The organism is Diaphorobacter sp. HDW4A, from assembly GCF_011305995.1.
Taxonomy (GTDB): Bacteria; Pseudomonadota; Gammaproteobacteria; order Burkholderiales; family Burkholderiaceae_C; genus Diaphorobacter_A.
In genome coordinates this window covers 4,432,356-4,447,859 of record NZ_CP049910.1, presented here as the reverse complement: position 1 = coordinate 4,447,859, position 15,504 = coordinate 4,432,356, and the positions used below count along the sequence as shown (strand labels likewise).

14 protein-coding genes are annotated in these 15,504 nt (G+C 62.3%); 7 read left to right on the top strand and 7 right to left on the bottom strand.

Translation table 11 applies throughout. The annotated features are described in order from the left end of the window. Window positions 1-52: 52 nt before the first annotated feature. Window positions 53-1,096, bottom strand: a complete 1,044-nt coding sequence (locus tag G7047_RS20365) for a type IV pilus twitching motility protein PilT (RefSeq protein WP_166309533.1) — start codon at window positions 1,094-1,096, stop codon at window positions 53-55. Between the two features lie 118 nt (window positions 1,097-1,214). Between G7047_RS20365 and G7047_RS20360 the strand changes: the two genes are divergently transcribed. The 5 genes from G7047_RS20360 (at window position 1,215) to G7047_RS20340 (ending at window position 5,421) form a co-directional block, all read left to right on the top strand. Next, on the top strand, window positions 1,215-1,937 hold the full coding sequence (locus G7047_RS20360) for a YggS family pyridoxal phosphate-dependent enzyme (RefSeq protein WP_166309531.1): 723 nt from the start codon (window positions 1,215-1,217) through the stop codon (window positions 1,935-1,937). A 139-nt stretch (window positions 1,938-2,076) separates the two neighbouring features. Next, entirely contained in the window at window positions 2,077-3,213 is a 1,137-nt protein-coding gene (locus G7047_RS20355; RefSeq protein ID WP_166309529.1) for an aminotransferase class V-fold PLP-dependent enzyme, read from the top strand. A 12-nt stretch (window positions 3,214-3,225) separates the two neighbouring features. Then, complete coding sequence (locus G7047_RS20350) at window positions 3,226-3,567, top strand: hypothetical protein (RefSeq protein WP_166309527.1); 342 nt, start codon at window positions 3,226-3,228, stop codon at window positions 3,565-3,567. Beyond that, on the top strand, window positions 3,564-3,980 hold the full coding sequence (locus G7047_RS20345) for an FKBP-type peptidyl-prolyl cis-trans isomerase (RefSeq protein ID WP_166309525.1): 417 nt from the start codon (window positions 3,564-3,566) through the stop codon (window positions 3,978-3,980). The genes G7047_RS20350 and G7047_RS20345 overlap by 4 nt, the downstream gene beginning before the upstream one ends. A gap of 103 nt (window positions 3,981-4,083) precedes the next feature. After that, entirely contained in the window at window positions 4,084-5,421 is a 1,338-nt protein-coding gene (locus G7047_RS20340; protein WP_240939204.1) for a DUF445 domain-containing protein, read from the top strand. 28 nt (window positions 5,422-5,449) lie between these two features. On the opposite strand, the gene G7047_RS20335 is transcribed toward G7047_RS20340, so the two are convergent. The 6 genes from G7047_RS20335 to G7047_RS20310 form a co-directional block, all read right to left on the bottom strand. Then, window positions 5,450-5,947, bottom strand: coding sequence for a hypothetical protein (locus G7047_RS20335; protein ID WP_240939203.1), 498 nt, complete (start codon window positions 5,945-5,947; stop codon window positions 5,450-5,452). A gap of 60 nt (window positions 5,948-6,007) precedes the next feature. After that, on the bottom strand, window positions 6,008-6,202 hold the full coding sequence (locus G7047_RS20330) for a hypothetical protein (RefSeq protein ID WP_166309523.1): 195 nt from the start codon (window positions 6,200-6,202) through the stop codon (window positions 6,008-6,010). Between the two features lie 213 nt (window positions 6,203-6,415). Then, window positions 6,416-7,927 carry an FAD-linked oxidase C-terminal domain-containing protein gene (locus G7047_RS20325; protein WP_166309521.1) on the bottom strand — a complete coding sequence of 504 codons (1,512 nt, stop codon included), beginning with the start codon at window positions 7,925-7,927 and terminating at the stop codon, window positions 6,416-6,418. A gap of 124 nt (window positions 7,928-8,051) precedes the next feature. After that, window positions 8,052-8,966 (bottom strand): LysR substrate-binding domain-containing protein, encoded by a 915-nt coding sequence (locus G7047_RS20320; protein WP_166309519.1) that lies wholly within the window; start codon window positions 8,964-8,966, stop codon window positions 8,052-8,054. Between the two features lie 38 nt (window positions 8,967-9,004). After that, complete coding sequence (gene purU / locus G7047_RS20315) at window positions 9,005-9,853, bottom strand: formyltetrahydrofolate deformylase (protein ID WP_166309517.1); 849 nt, start codon at window positions 9,851-9,853, stop codon at window positions 9,005-9,007. Between the two features lie 57 nt (window positions 9,854-9,910). After that, window positions 9,911-10,789, bottom strand: coding sequence for a ChaN family lipoprotein (locus tag G7047_RS20310; protein WP_166309515.1), 879 nt, complete (start codon window positions 10,787-10,789; stop codon window positions 9,911-9,913). A 305-nt stretch (window positions 10,790-11,094) separates the two neighbouring features. Between G7047_RS20310 and G7047_RS20305 the strand changes: the two genes are divergently transcribed. Both G7047_RS20305 and G7047_RS20300 read left to right on the top strand, forming a co-directional pair. Beyond that, window positions 11,095-13,557, top strand: a complete 2,463-nt coding sequence (locus tag G7047_RS20305) for an adenosylcobalamin-dependent ribonucleoside-diphosphate reductase (RefSeq protein WP_166309513.1) — start codon at window positions 11,095-11,097, stop codon at window positions 13,555-13,557. Between the two features lie 496 nt (window positions 13,558-14,053). Next, window positions 14,054-15,421 carry an IPTL-CTERM sorting domain-containing protein gene (locus tag G7047_RS20300; RefSeq protein ID WP_166309511.1) on the top strand — a complete coding sequence of 456 codons (1,368 nt, stop codon included), beginning with the start codon at window positions 14,054-14,056 and terminating at the stop codon, window positions 15,419-15,421. The last annotated feature ends 83 nt before the right edge of the window (window positions 15,422-15,504 follow it).

Sequence of the window (15,504 nt, the reverse complement as noted above, 5' to 3'; positions counted from 1 at the left end):
GTTCCGACGCTGCCGATGCGCCGAAGGTGGGGTGCGTTTGTCGCCTACCTCGTCATCCCGGGAAATTCTCCGGAATCTTGGCCTTGGCACGGGCCTCGGCCGGGCTGATGATGTTGCGTCGCACCAAGTCTGTCAAATTCTGGTCCAGCGTCTGCATGCCTACACCGTTGCTGGTCTGGATGGTCGAATACATCTGCGCCACCTTGGCTTCGCGGATCAGGTTGCGGATGGCGCTGGTGCCCAGCATGATTTCGTGCGCCGCCACGCGGCCCTGGCCGTCCTTGGTCTTGCACAGCGTCTGCGAGATCACGGCCTGCAGCGATTCGGAGAGCATCGCGCGGACCATTTCCTTTTCTTCGGCCGGGAACACGTCGATGATACGGTCGATGGTCTTGGCGGCGCTCGAGGTGTGCAGGGTGCCGAACACCAGGTGACCGGTTTCGGCGGCGGTCATCGCGAGGCGGATGGTTTCAAGATCTCGCATTTCGCCGACCAGAATCGCGTCCGGATCTTCCCGCAGCGCGGACTTCAGCGCTGCGGCGAACGACAGCGTCATCGGGCCGACTTCGCGCTGGTTGATCAGGCACTTCTTGGATTCGTGCACGAATTCGATTGGATCTTCCACCGTGAGGATGTGGCCGTACTCGGTTTCGTTCAGGTAGTTGACCATCGCGGCCAGCGTCGTGGACTTGCCCGAGCCGGTCGGGCCGGTCACCAGCACCAGACCGCGCGGCTTGAGCGCGAGGTCACCGAAGATCTTGGGCGCGTTCAGCTGCTCAAGCGTCAGGATCTTGCTGGGAATCGTCCGGAACACGGCGGCAGCGCCCCGGTTCTGGTTGAAGGCATTCACCCGGAAGCGCGCGAGGCCTTCGATTTCGAACGAGAAGTCGACCTCGAGGAACTCTTCATACGTCTTGCGCTGCGAGTCGCTCATGATGTCGTAGACCATGCCATGCACGGTCTTGTGATCGAGCGCGTCCACGTTGATGCGGCGCACATCGCCGTGCACCCGGATCATCGGCGGCAGGCCGGAGGAGAGGTGCAAGTCGGAGGCTTTGTTCTTGACGCTGAATGCCAGCAGTTGGGTAATGTCCACGGGATCCCTCTGATCGTTTGATACGCTTGGTGTCTTGTTTCCGAGCAGATTGACAGGTTAAGGTTGTTTGACCTGTGCCGCTAGTCAGATCGGCTGAAACGACTCCTCAACGAACATTATGACGACGATTTCCAACAATCTCCAACGAGTACATGCGCAGATCGCCAAGGCCTGCGAGCAGGCGGGGCGATCCGCCGCCAGCGTGGCCTTGCTGGCGGTGTCCAAGACCTTCGGCCCTGAGGCCGTGCGCGACGCGGCCGAGGCGGGTCAGCGCAGTTTTGGCGAGAACTACATCCAGGAAGCCGTCGAGAAGATGGCGCTGGTGGCCGAGTACGGCCTACCCCAACCGCTCGAATGGCACTGCATCGGCCCGATCCAGAGCAACAAGACGCGCCTCGTGGCCGAGCATTTCGACTGGGCGCACACGGTGGACCGGCTCAAGATCGCCCAGCGCCTGTCGGACCAGCGGCCCGAGCATCTGCCGCCACTGCAGATCTGCATTCAGGTGAACATGGATGGCGGCGCCAACAAGTCGGGCGTCTCGCCTGAAGAGACCGCCGAGCTGGTGTGCGCCGCTGCCGCGCTGCCGCGCATCGTGGTGCGCGGGCTCATGAGCATTCCCGAGCCCGCCGCCGACTTTGCAGCCCAGCTCACCGTGCACCAGCGCGCGCAGAAGCTGTTTGCCGATATTGCAGCGCAGCAAATTGCGGGGCTGGAAAATTTCGACACGCTTTCCATGGGTATGACCGACGATCTTGAGGCCGCCGTAAAGGCGGGAAGCACGATGGTGCGCGTTGGCAGCGGCATCTTTGGCAGACGTCACTACCCCACTGCTGGCTGACGCTGGCGCGCCAAACTGCGTGCTAAGCTGTATTTCTCTCGAAGAGACACCGACCTTTCAACGCTGACCCAGTCATCAGGCCCGTCCGCGATCCATCCGAACGCAGGTGCGGGCCACCCCAACAACAGGAGATACCCCCATGCCCGGATTGCTGCCCAACGTCGACCCCGATGGATTGATGGAGTTCTCGGTGGTCTACACCGATCGCGCGCTCAACCACATGTCCAAGAAATTCGTGGGCGTGGTGCAGGACATCCTCGGTGTCCTCAAGGAGGTCTACAACGCCCACACTGCCGTGCTCGTGCCCGGCAGCGGCACCTTCGGCATGGAGGCCGTGGCCCGCCAGTTCGCCAACCGCGAAAAGGTGCTGATCGTGCGCAACGGCTGGTTCAGCTACCGCTGGACCCAGATCTTCGACGAAGGCGGACTCGGCGGCGGCTCCATCGTCTGCAAGGCCCGCAAGCAGGGTGAAGGCCCGCAGGACCCGTGGGCTCCCGCACTCGCCGCCGATGTGGCGGAAACCATTCGCATCGAACGCCCCAAGGTCGTCTTCGCCCCCCATGTGGAAACGGCGAGCGGCATCCTCCTGCCCGACGACTACATCAAGACCATCTCCGATGCAGCGCATGAAGTCGGCGCGCTCATGGTGCTCGATTGCGTGGCCTCCGGCGCGATGTGGGTGGACATGCAGAAGACCGGCGTCGACGTGCTCATCAGCGCCCCGCAAAAAGGCTGGAGCAGCACACCCTGCTGCGCCATGGTCATGCTCTCCGAACGCGCCCGCCAGGCCATCGAGCCAACACAAAGCTCCAGCTTCTCATGCGACCTGAAGAAATGGATGACCATCGCCGAAGGCTACGAAAAAGGTGCCCACGCCTACCACACGACCATGCCGACCGACGCGCTCGTCAAGCTGCGCGACGTGATGCTGGAGACGCGCGAATACGGTTTCGAGAAGGTTCGCCAGGAACAGATCGGCCTGGGAGCCAAGGTCCGCGCACTGCTGGAAACACGCGGTTTCCCCAGCGTCGCCGCCGACGGCTTCAAGGCCCCCGGCGTGGTCGTGAGCTACACCAGCAACCCCGAAATCCAGTCCGGCAAAGCCTTCATGGCGGTAGGCCTGCAGACGGCCTCGGGCGTCCCCCTTCAATGCGACGAAGGCCCTGACTTCAAGACCTTCCGCATTGGCCTCTTCGGCCTAGAAAAGTGGCACAACGTAGACCGCACCGTAGGCTACCTGGCCAAGGCCCTGGACCAAATCCAGGCCAAGGCCTAATCAAAGCAAAACATGACATCGCCCGAAAGGGCGATGCCAGCACGAGCGAAGCAACGTGCCGAACGCACCTCTTCAAATCTGATTTCCGGCGGTTGTCCGAGCGGAGCGCGCAGCGCGAAGTCGAGTTCTGCCGGAGGTATTCCAGACGCATTTTTGGTGACTTTTTGGGCAAGACCAAAAAGTTACTGCCTCGCCGGGGGCAGTCCCGGCCTCCGCCCTCAACCAAGCAGCAAACACCAAAAAGAAACACCTGCCAAGCGCCAACAAAGCAACAATCCCAACCCCAACAACCCCAACAACCCCAACAACCCCAACAAACCCAACAACCCCAACAAACCCAAAGTAATTCAATGAAGAAGCTCACTCTGCTGGCAACAGCCACCATCACAGCCCTCATCCTCGCCACGGCAGCAAAAGCCGCAGACCCAGTCACCACTTCGTCCGGCCTGATCTACGAAAGCATCAAAGACGGCACAGGTGCCAGCCCCAAGTCCACCGACACCGTCAAGGTCCACTACCGCGGCTGGTTCCCCGAATCCGGCAAGGAATTCGACAGCTCCATCAAGCGTGGCCAACCCATCGACTTCCCGCTCAACGGCGTGATCCCCTGCTGGACCGAAGGCGTGCAGAAGATGAAGGTCGGTGGCAAGGCCAAGCTGACCTGCCCGGCCAGCATCGCCTACGGCTCGCGCGGCGCGGGCGGCGTGATTCCGCCGAACGCCACACTGAACTTCGAAGTCGAGTTGCTGGCCGTCAACGGCAAATAATTCTTGCCACCTGTAGCGCGCGAGCCTATTGGTTAGGCTTACGCGCCCATCTCCTACAGCGCAAAGTGTGAATGGCAAGCCGCTCAAGGCTATGCTAGAGGGCATGCAAATGCTTCCGCTGGAGGATCACGACTCGCCGGGCGTCAGCGCAGCCACCGCCGCGCGCAACGCGCAGCTCTCGCGTGCCAAGCGGCAGGCCACTGGCCTGTTCATCGCGGTGGTCGTGGTCTTCGCGCTCACCTACGCCTTTCCGCAGAACCTTTGGGTTGAGTGCATACGCGCCATGGCCGAGGCCGCCATGGTCGGCGCGCTGGCCGACTGGTTCGCTGTCTCCGCGCTGTTCACGCGCATTCCGCTGCCGTATCTCTCGCGGCACACCAACATCATCGCGCGCAATAAGGACCGCATCGGCGACAACCTGTCGGCCTTCGTGCGCGACCGTTTTCTCGATGCGCCCTCGCTAGTGACCATGATCCGCCGTCATGACCCGGCCGACATGCTCGCGCAGTGGCTCACCTCGCCCGCCAATTCCGGGCTACTGGGCAAGCAGGTCTCGCGCCTGATGTCCACCGCGCTCGATACGGTGGAGGATGACAAGATCCAGCAGTTGCTCAACAGCGCCGCGCGCGCCCTGATCGGCCAGCTTGACGTGTCGCGCACCATGGCCGCCGCACTTGAGGCGCTCACGCACGAGCGTCGCCATCAGATGCTGCTCGACGATCTGCTGGTGCGCTTCAGCGGCTTGCTGCGTGCCGACGAAACGCGCGATTTCATCGCCAATACGCTGATCAAGTGGGTCAAGCGTGAGCATCCGCTCAAGCAGAAAGTGCTGCCCACCGATTGGCTGGGCGGTAAGGGCGCGTCCGCGATCTCGCATGCAATCGAGACGCTGCTGGTGGAAGTGGCCAAGGACCCGAACCATCAATTGCGCGATGCATTGGATGTGGCCATCGCCCGACTGATCGAGCGCATGCAGCAAGATCCGGACTGGGAGCAGCGCGGCGAGGAAATCCGCAGCTATCTGCAGAATGACGAAGCGCTCAGCTCCTACGTGCACGACATCTGGGCCGACCTGCGTCGCAAGCTGCGTGATGATCTGCAGGACGAGAATTCGGCCATCGCTCGCAATGTGTCGGAGATGGGCAAGTGGCTGGGCATGTCGCTCGCGGGTGATGCGGCGCTGCGCTTGCGCCTGAACGTGCGCCTCGAACTCTGGGCGGCGCAATGGGCACCCGATGTGGCGCAGTCCGTCGCCGAGCACATCCGTGCCACCGTGCAGCGCTGGGACGCCGAGGAAATGGCGCAGCTCGTGGAGCAGCACATCGGCAGCGACCTCCGGTACATCCGTATCAACGGCACCATCGTCGGCGGCCTGATCGGACTGGTGCTGTTCGTGATCTCGCACGCCAGCATCATCTGGAGTCTGGTGGCGCATCCCTGAGCGTTGCTGAGATCAGGGTCGAGCGGGTTCAGTCTTCGGAGTCTTCGTCCTTGCCGTCCTCGCCATGCCCCTGCAGCTTGGCCGCGCCGTCTAGCAGGTGCCTGCCGAGCTGCTGCCATGCCTCGGCCTCTTCGGGTTGACCGCCATAGTGATAGCAGGTCGCCACCGCCATGGCGAGGCGACCATTCTCGGGCGTCAGATCAAACGCCAGTTCGGCCTGGGCGGCTGCATTGGCCCACATGATCTTTGCGTTGGGCGAGCCCTCCTTCTGCAGCGCATGGGCCTCGGCCATCCAGGCCTGTGCAAGCTTGAACGCCGCTTCGGGCTCGTCGCGATCAGCCTTGTGGGCGAGGTAGTACTGCTTGCCAGCGTCTTGCCACAGCGCGCGCGCCTTGGTGAAGTCGGTGGTGGCGACGGTCTGCGCCTGCGCGACGAGCGCATTGCCCGCCTTCAGGTGCGACTGGTAGTCGTCGTCGGGAATCGTGCCGGAAGGGTGGGTGGGATCGGAATTGGAATCGTGAGCCATGACGCTATTGTCGCCGCGTCCACGAGTCCATTCGTCAGTAGCAGAATTCCGCAGAACCAATCACTGTTGATCGGCCGGTGGCTGCTGCTGTTCGGCGTCTTCTTCGTGCTGAGTGATCTTGCCCTCCACGAATTTCTCGCCTTCATATCCGGCCACGGCGGCCATCGTCTTCTTCAAGAATCCGGCATGGGGATCCGCCTTGGAAAGAGCTTCTTCAGCAACCACAGCTCCGATAATTTCATTGAGCAAGCCCATTTTGCTACCTCCGCTCATAGTGAGCACTGTTGATGAGGAGCGGAAATTAGCACTGCGCCATGGCCCCGGACCAGCAATGTTTCGCGAAGTTACTGAGCTTCAAATATCTTTAAAAATGGGGCGGATTGTTTGCAATCCAACGCGGAGACTGACTCAGAAATTCAGCGGTCGTTCAGCTTCCATGAGATGCAACAACAACCACTCTCCGAGAAGTCAAAACCGCTCCAGCTCCGGGTGCTTGATCTGCCCGCCGCGCACCAGCATCTTGCCGTACTCGGCGCAGCGGTTCAGCGTCGGAATCACCTTCCCCGGATTGAGCAGGCCCTTGGGATCGAATGCACCCTTGAGTGCGAACATCTGCAGGTTTTCTTCGGTCGTGAATTGGGTGCACATGCTGTTGAGCTTCTCGATGCCCACACCATGCTCGCCGGTCACGGTACCGCCCATGGCGACGCTGGTCTCCAGGATGTCGGCGCCGAAGAGTTCGCAGCGGTGCAACTCGTCGGGGTCGTTCGCATCGAACAGGATCAGCGGGTGCAGATTGCCGTCGCCCGCGTGGAATACGTTGGCGCAGCGCAGGCGGTATTTCTTCTCCATCTCCTGGATGGCGAGCAGGATGTCGGCCAGGCGCTTGCGTGGGATGGTGGAGTCCATGCACATGTAGTCGGGGCTGATGCGGCCGCTGGCGGGGAAGGCGTTCTTGCGGCCGCTCCAGAAGCGCAGGCGCTCCTCCTCGTTGTTGCTCACGGTGATGGCTGTGGCGCCGGCCGCGCGCAGCACTTCGCTCATTCGGCCGATTTCTTCTTCGACTTCCTCGGGTGTGCCGTCGCTCTCGCAGAGCAGGATGGCCTCGGCGGTGAGGTCGTAGTCGGCGTGCACGAAGTCTTCGACGGCAGCGGTCATCGGCTTGTCCATCATCTCCAGACCCGCCGGAATGATGCCCGCCGCGATCACCGCCGCCACGGCATCACCGGCTTTGCGCACGTCGTCGAAGCTCGCCATGATGCAGCGCGCGAGCTGCGGCTTGGGGATGAGCTTGACGGTCACTTCCAGCGCCACGGCCAGCATGCCTTCGCTGCCGATCATGGCGGCGAGCAGGTCGTAGCCGGGCGCATCGAGCGCCTCGCTGCCAAAGGTGACGGGTTCGCCCTCGATGGTGAAGCCGCGCACCCGCAGCACGTTGTGCACGGTGAGGCCGTATTTCAGGCAGTGCACGCCTCCGGAATTTTCGGCCACGTTGCCGCCGATGGTGCAGGCGATCTGGCTGCTCGGATCGGGCGCGTAATACAGGTTATGCGGTGCGGCGGCCTCGCTGATTGCCAGATTGCGCACGCCGCATTGCACGCGCGCGGTACGGCTCATGGGGTTAACCTCGAGAATCCGGTTGAACTTGGCGAGCGACAGCGTCACGCCCATGACATGTGGCATCGCGCCGCCGGAGAGCCCCGTGCCCGCCCCGCGCGCGACGACCGGCGCGTCGAGCCGATGGCAGACGCGCAGCACGGCCTGTACCTGCTCTTCGGTCTCTGGCAGAGCGACAACCAGCGGGCGCTGGCGGTAGGCGGTCAGCCCGTCGCATTCATAGGGCGTGGTGTCTTCGGAGTTCCAGAGCAGCGCATGCGCGGGCAAATGCTTGCCAAGCGCATCGACGATGGTTTTCTGGCGCGCAGCACGTTCGCTGGGCGTGGGCTGTTTTTGATCGGGGGCTGAGGGGGCTGTACTCATGCCGTGACTGTAGATCAAGCCGGAGGTTTGCGGCTTGAACAAATTTGCATGGGTGTGTGAACTCGTTTGAGGAAAGCGGTCGTGAGAAAAGACACTGGTCTGGCCGATTGAACGATGGCCGTGCTCAGGCCAGCGTCTTCCTGAGCCATTCCGCAAACGCCGCACATTCCCAGCGGTCCATCGTGCCGGTCTTCCAGCAGAGGTAGTGCGCGTGCGGGCTCGGGGCGACGATGTTGTCGTAGAGGCGCACGAGCGTACCTTGGTCCAGCCAAGGGCGGCCGAGCTTGAGGCGCACCAGCGCCACGCCCATGCCGGCGGCGGCGGCGTCGCACATCAGGCCGATGTCGTTGAATTGCGAGCCTTCGGTCGGTGCGGGCCAGTTCAGGCCACAGACGTCGAACCAGCTGCGCCATGGCTCTAGCGGGCTGCGCAAGAGCGGGATGCCTTCGAGGTCTTCGGGGCGCTCGAACGGGCCGTGCTCGCGCACAAAGGCCGGTGAGGCGAGCGGGGTGACGATGTCGCGCGCGAGCTCGACATGTTCCATGTCGGCGTAGTGACCCGGGCCGAAGCGCACGACCAGATCGGCGTCTTCGGCGACCACGTCGAGCAGCGGGATCGAGACCTGCAGCGCGAGGTCGATCTCGGGGTAGGCCTCGGTGAACTGGCGCAGACGCGGGATCAGGATGGCCCTCGCGAAGGTGGGCGTGACGGCGAGTTTAAGGCGCCGCTTTCCCGGTACGCTGTCCGCACCGGGAAAGCGCTGCAGCGCGCCCAAGCCCTCGCGCACATGCGAGAGATAGGCGCTGCCATCGGTCGTGAGCGAGAAATCGGCGCGGCCGAAGAGGCGGGTGCCGAGGATCTGCTCGAGCTGCTTGACGCGGTGGCTTACGGCGCTGGGCGTCACGCAGAGCTCGTCGGCCGTGAGCGTCACGCTGCGCAGCCGTGCCAGCGCCTCGAACGTGAGCAGGCACTGGATGGGTGGAATGCGCCTGAGGGCGCTGGCGTCCACGCTGATCGGGTGATTGGATGGGCTGCTCATGATGTGAAGGGCTGCAAGTTGGCGGGCGTTGACTGCTTTTACTTGAAGATCACCGTCTTGTGGCCATTCATCAGCACGCGGTGTTCGCTGTGCCATTTGACGGCACGGGCCAGCACCTGACTTTCGGTATCGCCGCCGCGTGCGGTGAGGTCTTCCACGGTGTCGGAGTGGCTGGCGCGTGCCACGTCCTGCTCGATGATCGGGCCTTCGTCCAGATCGGCGGTCACATAGTGGGCGGTCGCGCCGATGAGCTTCACGCCACGGTCATGCGCTTGGTAGTAAGGCTTGGCGCCCTTGAAGCTGGGCAGGAAGCTGTGGTGGATGTTGATTGCGCGGCCCGAGAGCTTCTTGCACAGGTCGTCCGAGAGCACCTGCATGTAACGCGCCAGCACCACGAGCTCGGCGCCTTCGGCCTGAATGATCTCGTACTGTTTGGCTTCTGCCTGCGCCTTGGTGGCGGCCGCCACCGGGATGTGGTGGAACGGGATGTTGTAGCTGGCCGCGAGCTGGTAGAAGTCGCGGTGGTTGCTGACGATGGCACGGATGTCGATCGGCAGCAGACCGGACTTCCAGCGGAACAGCAGGTCGTTCAGGCAGCGGCCGTCCTTGCTGACCATGATCACGGTCTTCATCGCCTCCTTGGTGGAATGCAGACCCCAGTTCATCTTGAACGATTCCGCAAAAGTCGCCAATTCAGCCTTGAGTACCGGCAAGTCCGGGCTTTGGCACGCAAACTGCACGCGCATGAAGAACAGGCCGGTGGCGCTGTCGTTGTATTGGGCGGCTTCTTCGATGTTGGCGTCGCGCTCCAGCAGAAAGCCGGAGACGGCGTGCACCAGCCCGAGTCGGTCCGGGCAGGAGAGGGTCAGGATGAAGGATTCGGTCATATTGCGCCAATTGTCGCAGCACGCCGGTACATGCGTACGCTTGAGGGATGAGGGTCCTTAACGCTTGAAGCGCTCGCGCAATTCGGCGCAATGGTCCTTCTGGGGCAGTTCGTGCGTCACGATGAAGATGTCGGCTTCGTCTTTGATAGCGCCTTTGACTTGTCCTGCTTGGGCGATGACCGCTTTGTAGGGCAGATCGCGTGGCAGCCAAGTGGGTACGCCCACGCGCGTACGCACATGGCCGTGCCCGGCGACGAGTAGCACAGTGCGGTCTCCGGTCACGGCGGAGGCCACGACGCGGGCCATGCTCTCGTCGCGTGCGAGCTGGATACGCGTCATGGGTTGCAGTTGCGTCTCGGGCAGCAGGTTGCAATGGCCCTCCTTGATCGTATTTATCTGGATCTGCATCGCTTTGGCGTCTAAATGCTGGTCAAGATGCGCGTTCTTCATGGTGTTCGCCATCTGTCCGCGCGGCAGATTGCCGCCGAGCACCGGAATGTTGGCACGCACGGCAGCCATCACTGTGGGGCCGTAGGACTTCCAGGGCCAGCCCTTGTCGTTCCAGTTCAGGCGGTTTTGCACCTCGGCCTCGCTGGCATTGGTGGGCAGGCCTGAGGTGGACACGCCCGCATCGGCCATCTCCATGACCAGCGCAGCTAGCTTTCCCCGGGCGGCCAGCTCACGCACGGTGTCGGTCTCGATGGCGTGGTGCTCGGGCGCATCGTGCTGTTCGCCCAGCAGGATCACCGGGGCGGATTGGATCTGGGTCAACGTTTCATGCCACTGGGTCTGCGCCGTGGGGCTATTCCAATGCAATTCAGGCGATTGGGAAACGCGGTCTGCGATTGGCAGCGAACAAGCCGAGAGCAGCAAGGTGGACAGCGTCAGCACCGACAAGGTTGATCGGGTGAGTGAATGCTTCGAGATGAGAATCATTTTCAAATACTAGCCTATTCGGTGCATTTCCGGGACTGTTCACAAGAACTCATAGCATGTAAATGAATGTCAAAAATTCCTGACAAGAGATATCTTCGCAATTGCGAATATTGTGAGTAATCACGGAGATTGCTTGCTATTAAAAATGAGCTTCGATACAGGATGCCTTGATTAGAATTCAGACACATTTTCTGTGGAAGGTGTAGAAATACGCCCTGCGCGTCACCGCCTGCCGAACTCGTGGCGAACTGCCTCGACGACCCCCAAGAATTCATCTACTTTCCTACATCGGAGAGCACTTTTTCATGAAACGCGAAACAGCCGATCTGACCCCCACCATGTCCATGCAACCCATCAGTCTCGACGTTCTGCGCGAGAAATATTTCAAGAATGATGAGAAGGACGTGGAGGAGTTGTATCGCCGAGTGGCACGTGCGCTCGCGTCGGTGGAGCGCGAAGATCTGCGCGAGCCACTCGAAGCCAAGTTCCTCGACAACCTGCGCATCGGCGCGATCGGTGCGGGCCGCATCATGAGCGCGGCGGGTACCGACATCCAGGCCACGCTGATCAACTGCTTCGTACAGCCTGTGGGCGACTGCATTCAGGGCGTGGACGACGCGGGCTATCCCGGCATCTACGAGGCGCTGCGCGAAGCCGCCGAAACCATGCGCCGCGGCGGTGGTGTGGGCTACGACTTCTCGCGCATCCGCCCGCGCGGCGCGCTGGTCAAGGGCACGGCCTCGATGGCTTCGGGCCCCTGCAGCTACATCAACGTGTTCGACCAGTCCTGCTCCACCGTGGAGAGCGCCGGTGCGCGTCGCGGCGCGCAGATGGGCGTGCTGCGCATCGACCATCCCGATGTGCTCGATTTCATCACCGCCAAGCGCACACCGGGCCGCTGGAACAATTTCAACGTGTCGGTCGGCGTGCCCGATGGCTTCATGCAGGCCGTGGAGGCCGATGGTCAGTGGGAACTGATCCACGAAGCCACACCGGGTGTGGAACTGCAGAAGGGCGGCGCGCACCAGCGTGCTGACGGGCAATGGGTTTACCGCACGGTGCGCGCACGCGAGTTGTGGGACACCATCATGAAGTCGGCCTACGACTTTGCCGAGCCGGGCATTCTCTTCCTCGACCAGATCAACACCGACAACAACCTGCACTACGCAGAAAAGATCCAGGCGACCAACCCCTGCGGCGAGCAGCCGCTGCCCCCGTACGGCTGTTGCGATCTGGGCCCGATCATCCTCACGCGCTTCGTGCGCAACCCGTTCGGCATCAATGGCGCGGCGAAATTCGACTTCGAGGCGTTTGAAGCCTCGGTCGCGCTGCAGGTGCGCGCGCTCGACAACGTGCTCGACCTGACCTTCTGGCCGCTCGAACAGCAACGTGCCGAGTCGGCCGCCAAGCGCCGCATCGGCGTGGGCTTCACTGGCATGGGTAACACGCTGGCCATGCTCAAGCTGCGCTATGACCGCGAAGAGGGCCGCGAGATGGCAGTGAAGATCGCCGAGCACATGCGTGACGCGGCCTACACGGCATCGGTCGAACTCGCCAAGGAAAAGGGTGTGTTCCCCAAGTTCAACGCCGACGGCTATCTGGCCGCAGGCACCTTCGCCAGCCGCCTGCCCAAGGAGCTCAAGCAGCAGATCCGCAAGCACGGCATCCGCAACAGCCACCTGCTGTCGATCGCGCCCACCGGCACGGTGAGCCTGGCCTTCGCTGACAACGCGTCGAACGGCATCGAGCCGCCGTTCTCGTGGAGCTACACCCGCCGCAAGCGCGAGGCCGACGGAAGCAAGAGCGAGTACATCGTCGAGGACTACGCATGGCGTTTGTACAAGACGCTTGGTGGCGACGTGAACCAGCTGCCCGAGTACTTCGTGAGCGCGATGAACATGTCGGCCGGCGAGCATGTGGCGATGATGGAGGCCGTGCAGCCCTTCGTCGATACCGCGATCTCCAAGACCGTCAATGTGCCGGAAGACTATCCGTACGCGGACTTCCAGAATCTCTACCTGCAGGCTTGGCATTCGGGCCTGAAGGGCCTGGCCACCTACCGTCCCAACAGCATTCTGGGCGCGGTGCTCGAAGTCACGCCGCAGCCCAAGGCTGAGACGCCTGCGCCGGCAGCCGAGGTGGTTGCGCAGGCTCAGGTCGTGGACCCGATGCGCACGATGATCGAAAGCCGTCCCAAGGGCGGGCTGTCGGCCGTGGCCGAAAAGCTCGAATACTGGACGCAGGAAGGCCACAAGGCGCTGTACCTGATCGTCTCGTTCCTGCCGGTGCCCGATGGTCATGGCGGTTCGGTCGACCGCGCCATCGAGTTCTTCATGCCTGTGGGCCAGAGCGGCGAATCGCAGCAATGGATCACCTCCAGCATGCGTCTGCTGTCACTGGCCGCGCGCGGTGGTTTCCTTGAGCGCGCGCTCTCCGACATGCGCAAGGTGGCGTGGGATCGTGGTCCCGTGCGCCTTGGCTTCCATACCAAGGACGACGGCACGCGCGTGCCGCTGTGGCACGACTCCGAAGTCGCCGCCATCGCCTACGCGGTGCAGAACATTCTGGCGCAGCGCACCGCACCTCAGCAGCACGTATTGCCGTTGGGCGAGCCCGCGCTTACCGCGAATGCCGACATCGCCCAGAACGGCAGCAATCCGCCCACCATGGCAGGCAAGAAGTGCCACGAATGCGGCGCGCATGCCGTGATCCGCAAGGACGGTTGCGACTACTGCACGCAGTGCGGCGCGCTGGGTTCCTGCGGCTGATCGTCAATCCGCTGTTGGCTGTTCTTGCCTGCATGACTGCTTCATGCAGGCAAGGGGCGTTGCTCTGGCGAAACCGCAGCCACCAAGCGCAGTTGTTGTTTTCGAGGCTGGGATTGCAAGCAATTCTCGCTGGCCCATAGCGATTGCGTACATCTCTGCAGCAATCGACAGAAGTCGGCGGGCTGAACCTGCCGACCTCCTGTTTGCCTTGCATTGGAAACTGGCTCTTTCACTCATTTTTATCCCCTTTGAAGCCATACGATTCAACACATTGAGCAGATGTGTCCGGTGACCCGCGGCCCTTCAAAGTCGAGTGAATCTCATTGAGTTCATTGGTTATCGAGATCCCGTAGTTGGCATATCATTGTTATTTACAATCGAATTGCAAAATTGAATTGCTAATCCAATGGATCGATCATTCTGAATGTTCTTCGGATCTGGTCGTCCTTGGCGATTCCATTTTGCAGGTATGACCCTCAGCGGGAAGGACTCGAAGATGCAGAACCCGACAGCCAGACTGCGCCTGTTGCCCTTGGCACTGTGCTCAATGACCGTGGCCTTTGGGGCGCACGCGGCCAGCTACACCGTTCCACCGGGAGCGACCAAGCTGCAGGTCACGCTCAATGGGGCGGGCGGCGGAGCCGGTGGCGCTGATCTGAATGGCGGCGGTGGCGTGGGCGCCAATGGTGTAAGCCTACAGGTGGAATTCGCGGTCGAGCCCGGGCAGGTGCTCAATCATCAGGCAGGGACCGGTGGCCTGAGCGGATATTCCTGGGAAGAGTTCAGCGTCACCAAAAAACCGCCACAGGACATTCCTGGAGGCGTGGGGGGAACAGGCGGTGGCAATGGCGGACGCGGTGGTGCGGCGCCCTTGGCCAACTTCAATCCGGGTGAAGGTTGGGGGCCAAGCAATCCAGACCCCGACAGCGCCAGCGGCGGCGGCGGTGGTGGCGGTGGCGCCTCCTTCGCCAGTATCACGACTGCCAGCGGAACGTTGTGGGCACGTGCAGCAGGCGGTGGCGGAGGAGGCGGCGGAAGCTGGAGTCGGAATGCCTCGACCATCGTCATCCCCGCCGGAAGTCCCGTGGAGGCTGGTGATTGCAACAATGCGGCCAACGGCGTTGACGGAGAGCCGGGATCAGGAACACGCAGTTCGCCCAATCGGGGTGGTGGCGGTGGTGGTGGTAGCGGTGGCGGCTATCTGGTTCCCGGCGTCACGGTGGCGCCGGCCGCTGCAGGCTGGGATGGAGCAGGAGCGGATGTTGATGGCGGCCATCAAGGCGCTCCGGGTGCTTCCTGCTATTCGACCGGCATCGGTCTCCTTGCGTTCAGCGCCATTGGGGGAGGTGTGGGCAGCAGCACGCCGCCGAGCAGTTCGGACGGTAATTCGGTGCCTGCGCCTGCGGCGTCGGGGACTGATGGCAGCGTATCCGTGGTTCCGGTCATCGAGCCGATCGTGCCGGTTTCGACGGCAGGCGATTCCAGTGGAAAGCTGGATGCGACCTTGCCGCCCAGCATCAAGCCATCCGATGTGGTGAGCTACTCGTATACCTGCACGCCCCAGTTGGGCAGTATGGCAAACCCCGTCGAGACGGCGACCTTGCCATTGACGGTCACGGGTCTGACCAACGATCAAGCCTATCAGTGCACGGTGGTTGCGAAGCTCACCAATCCCAACGATCAGTCCACCTACACCACCCCGATCTCGGTGCCGACCACCTTCACGCCGAAAGCCGGTGCGACCAATCCACCGGGAGGCTCGGGCACGCAAGCGGTTCCGACGCTGGGCGAGTGGGCAGCGATCGGACTTTCCTCGCTCATGGCACTGACGGGGCTGATCCGCGTGCGCCGACGCAGGATCTGAGCGGGTTTGGGCATAGGCCCGAAATGAGGCGTCTAAAGCAACGTTGCGAAAGCAGTGTTGCTTTTTTGATTTTTGTCATTGCG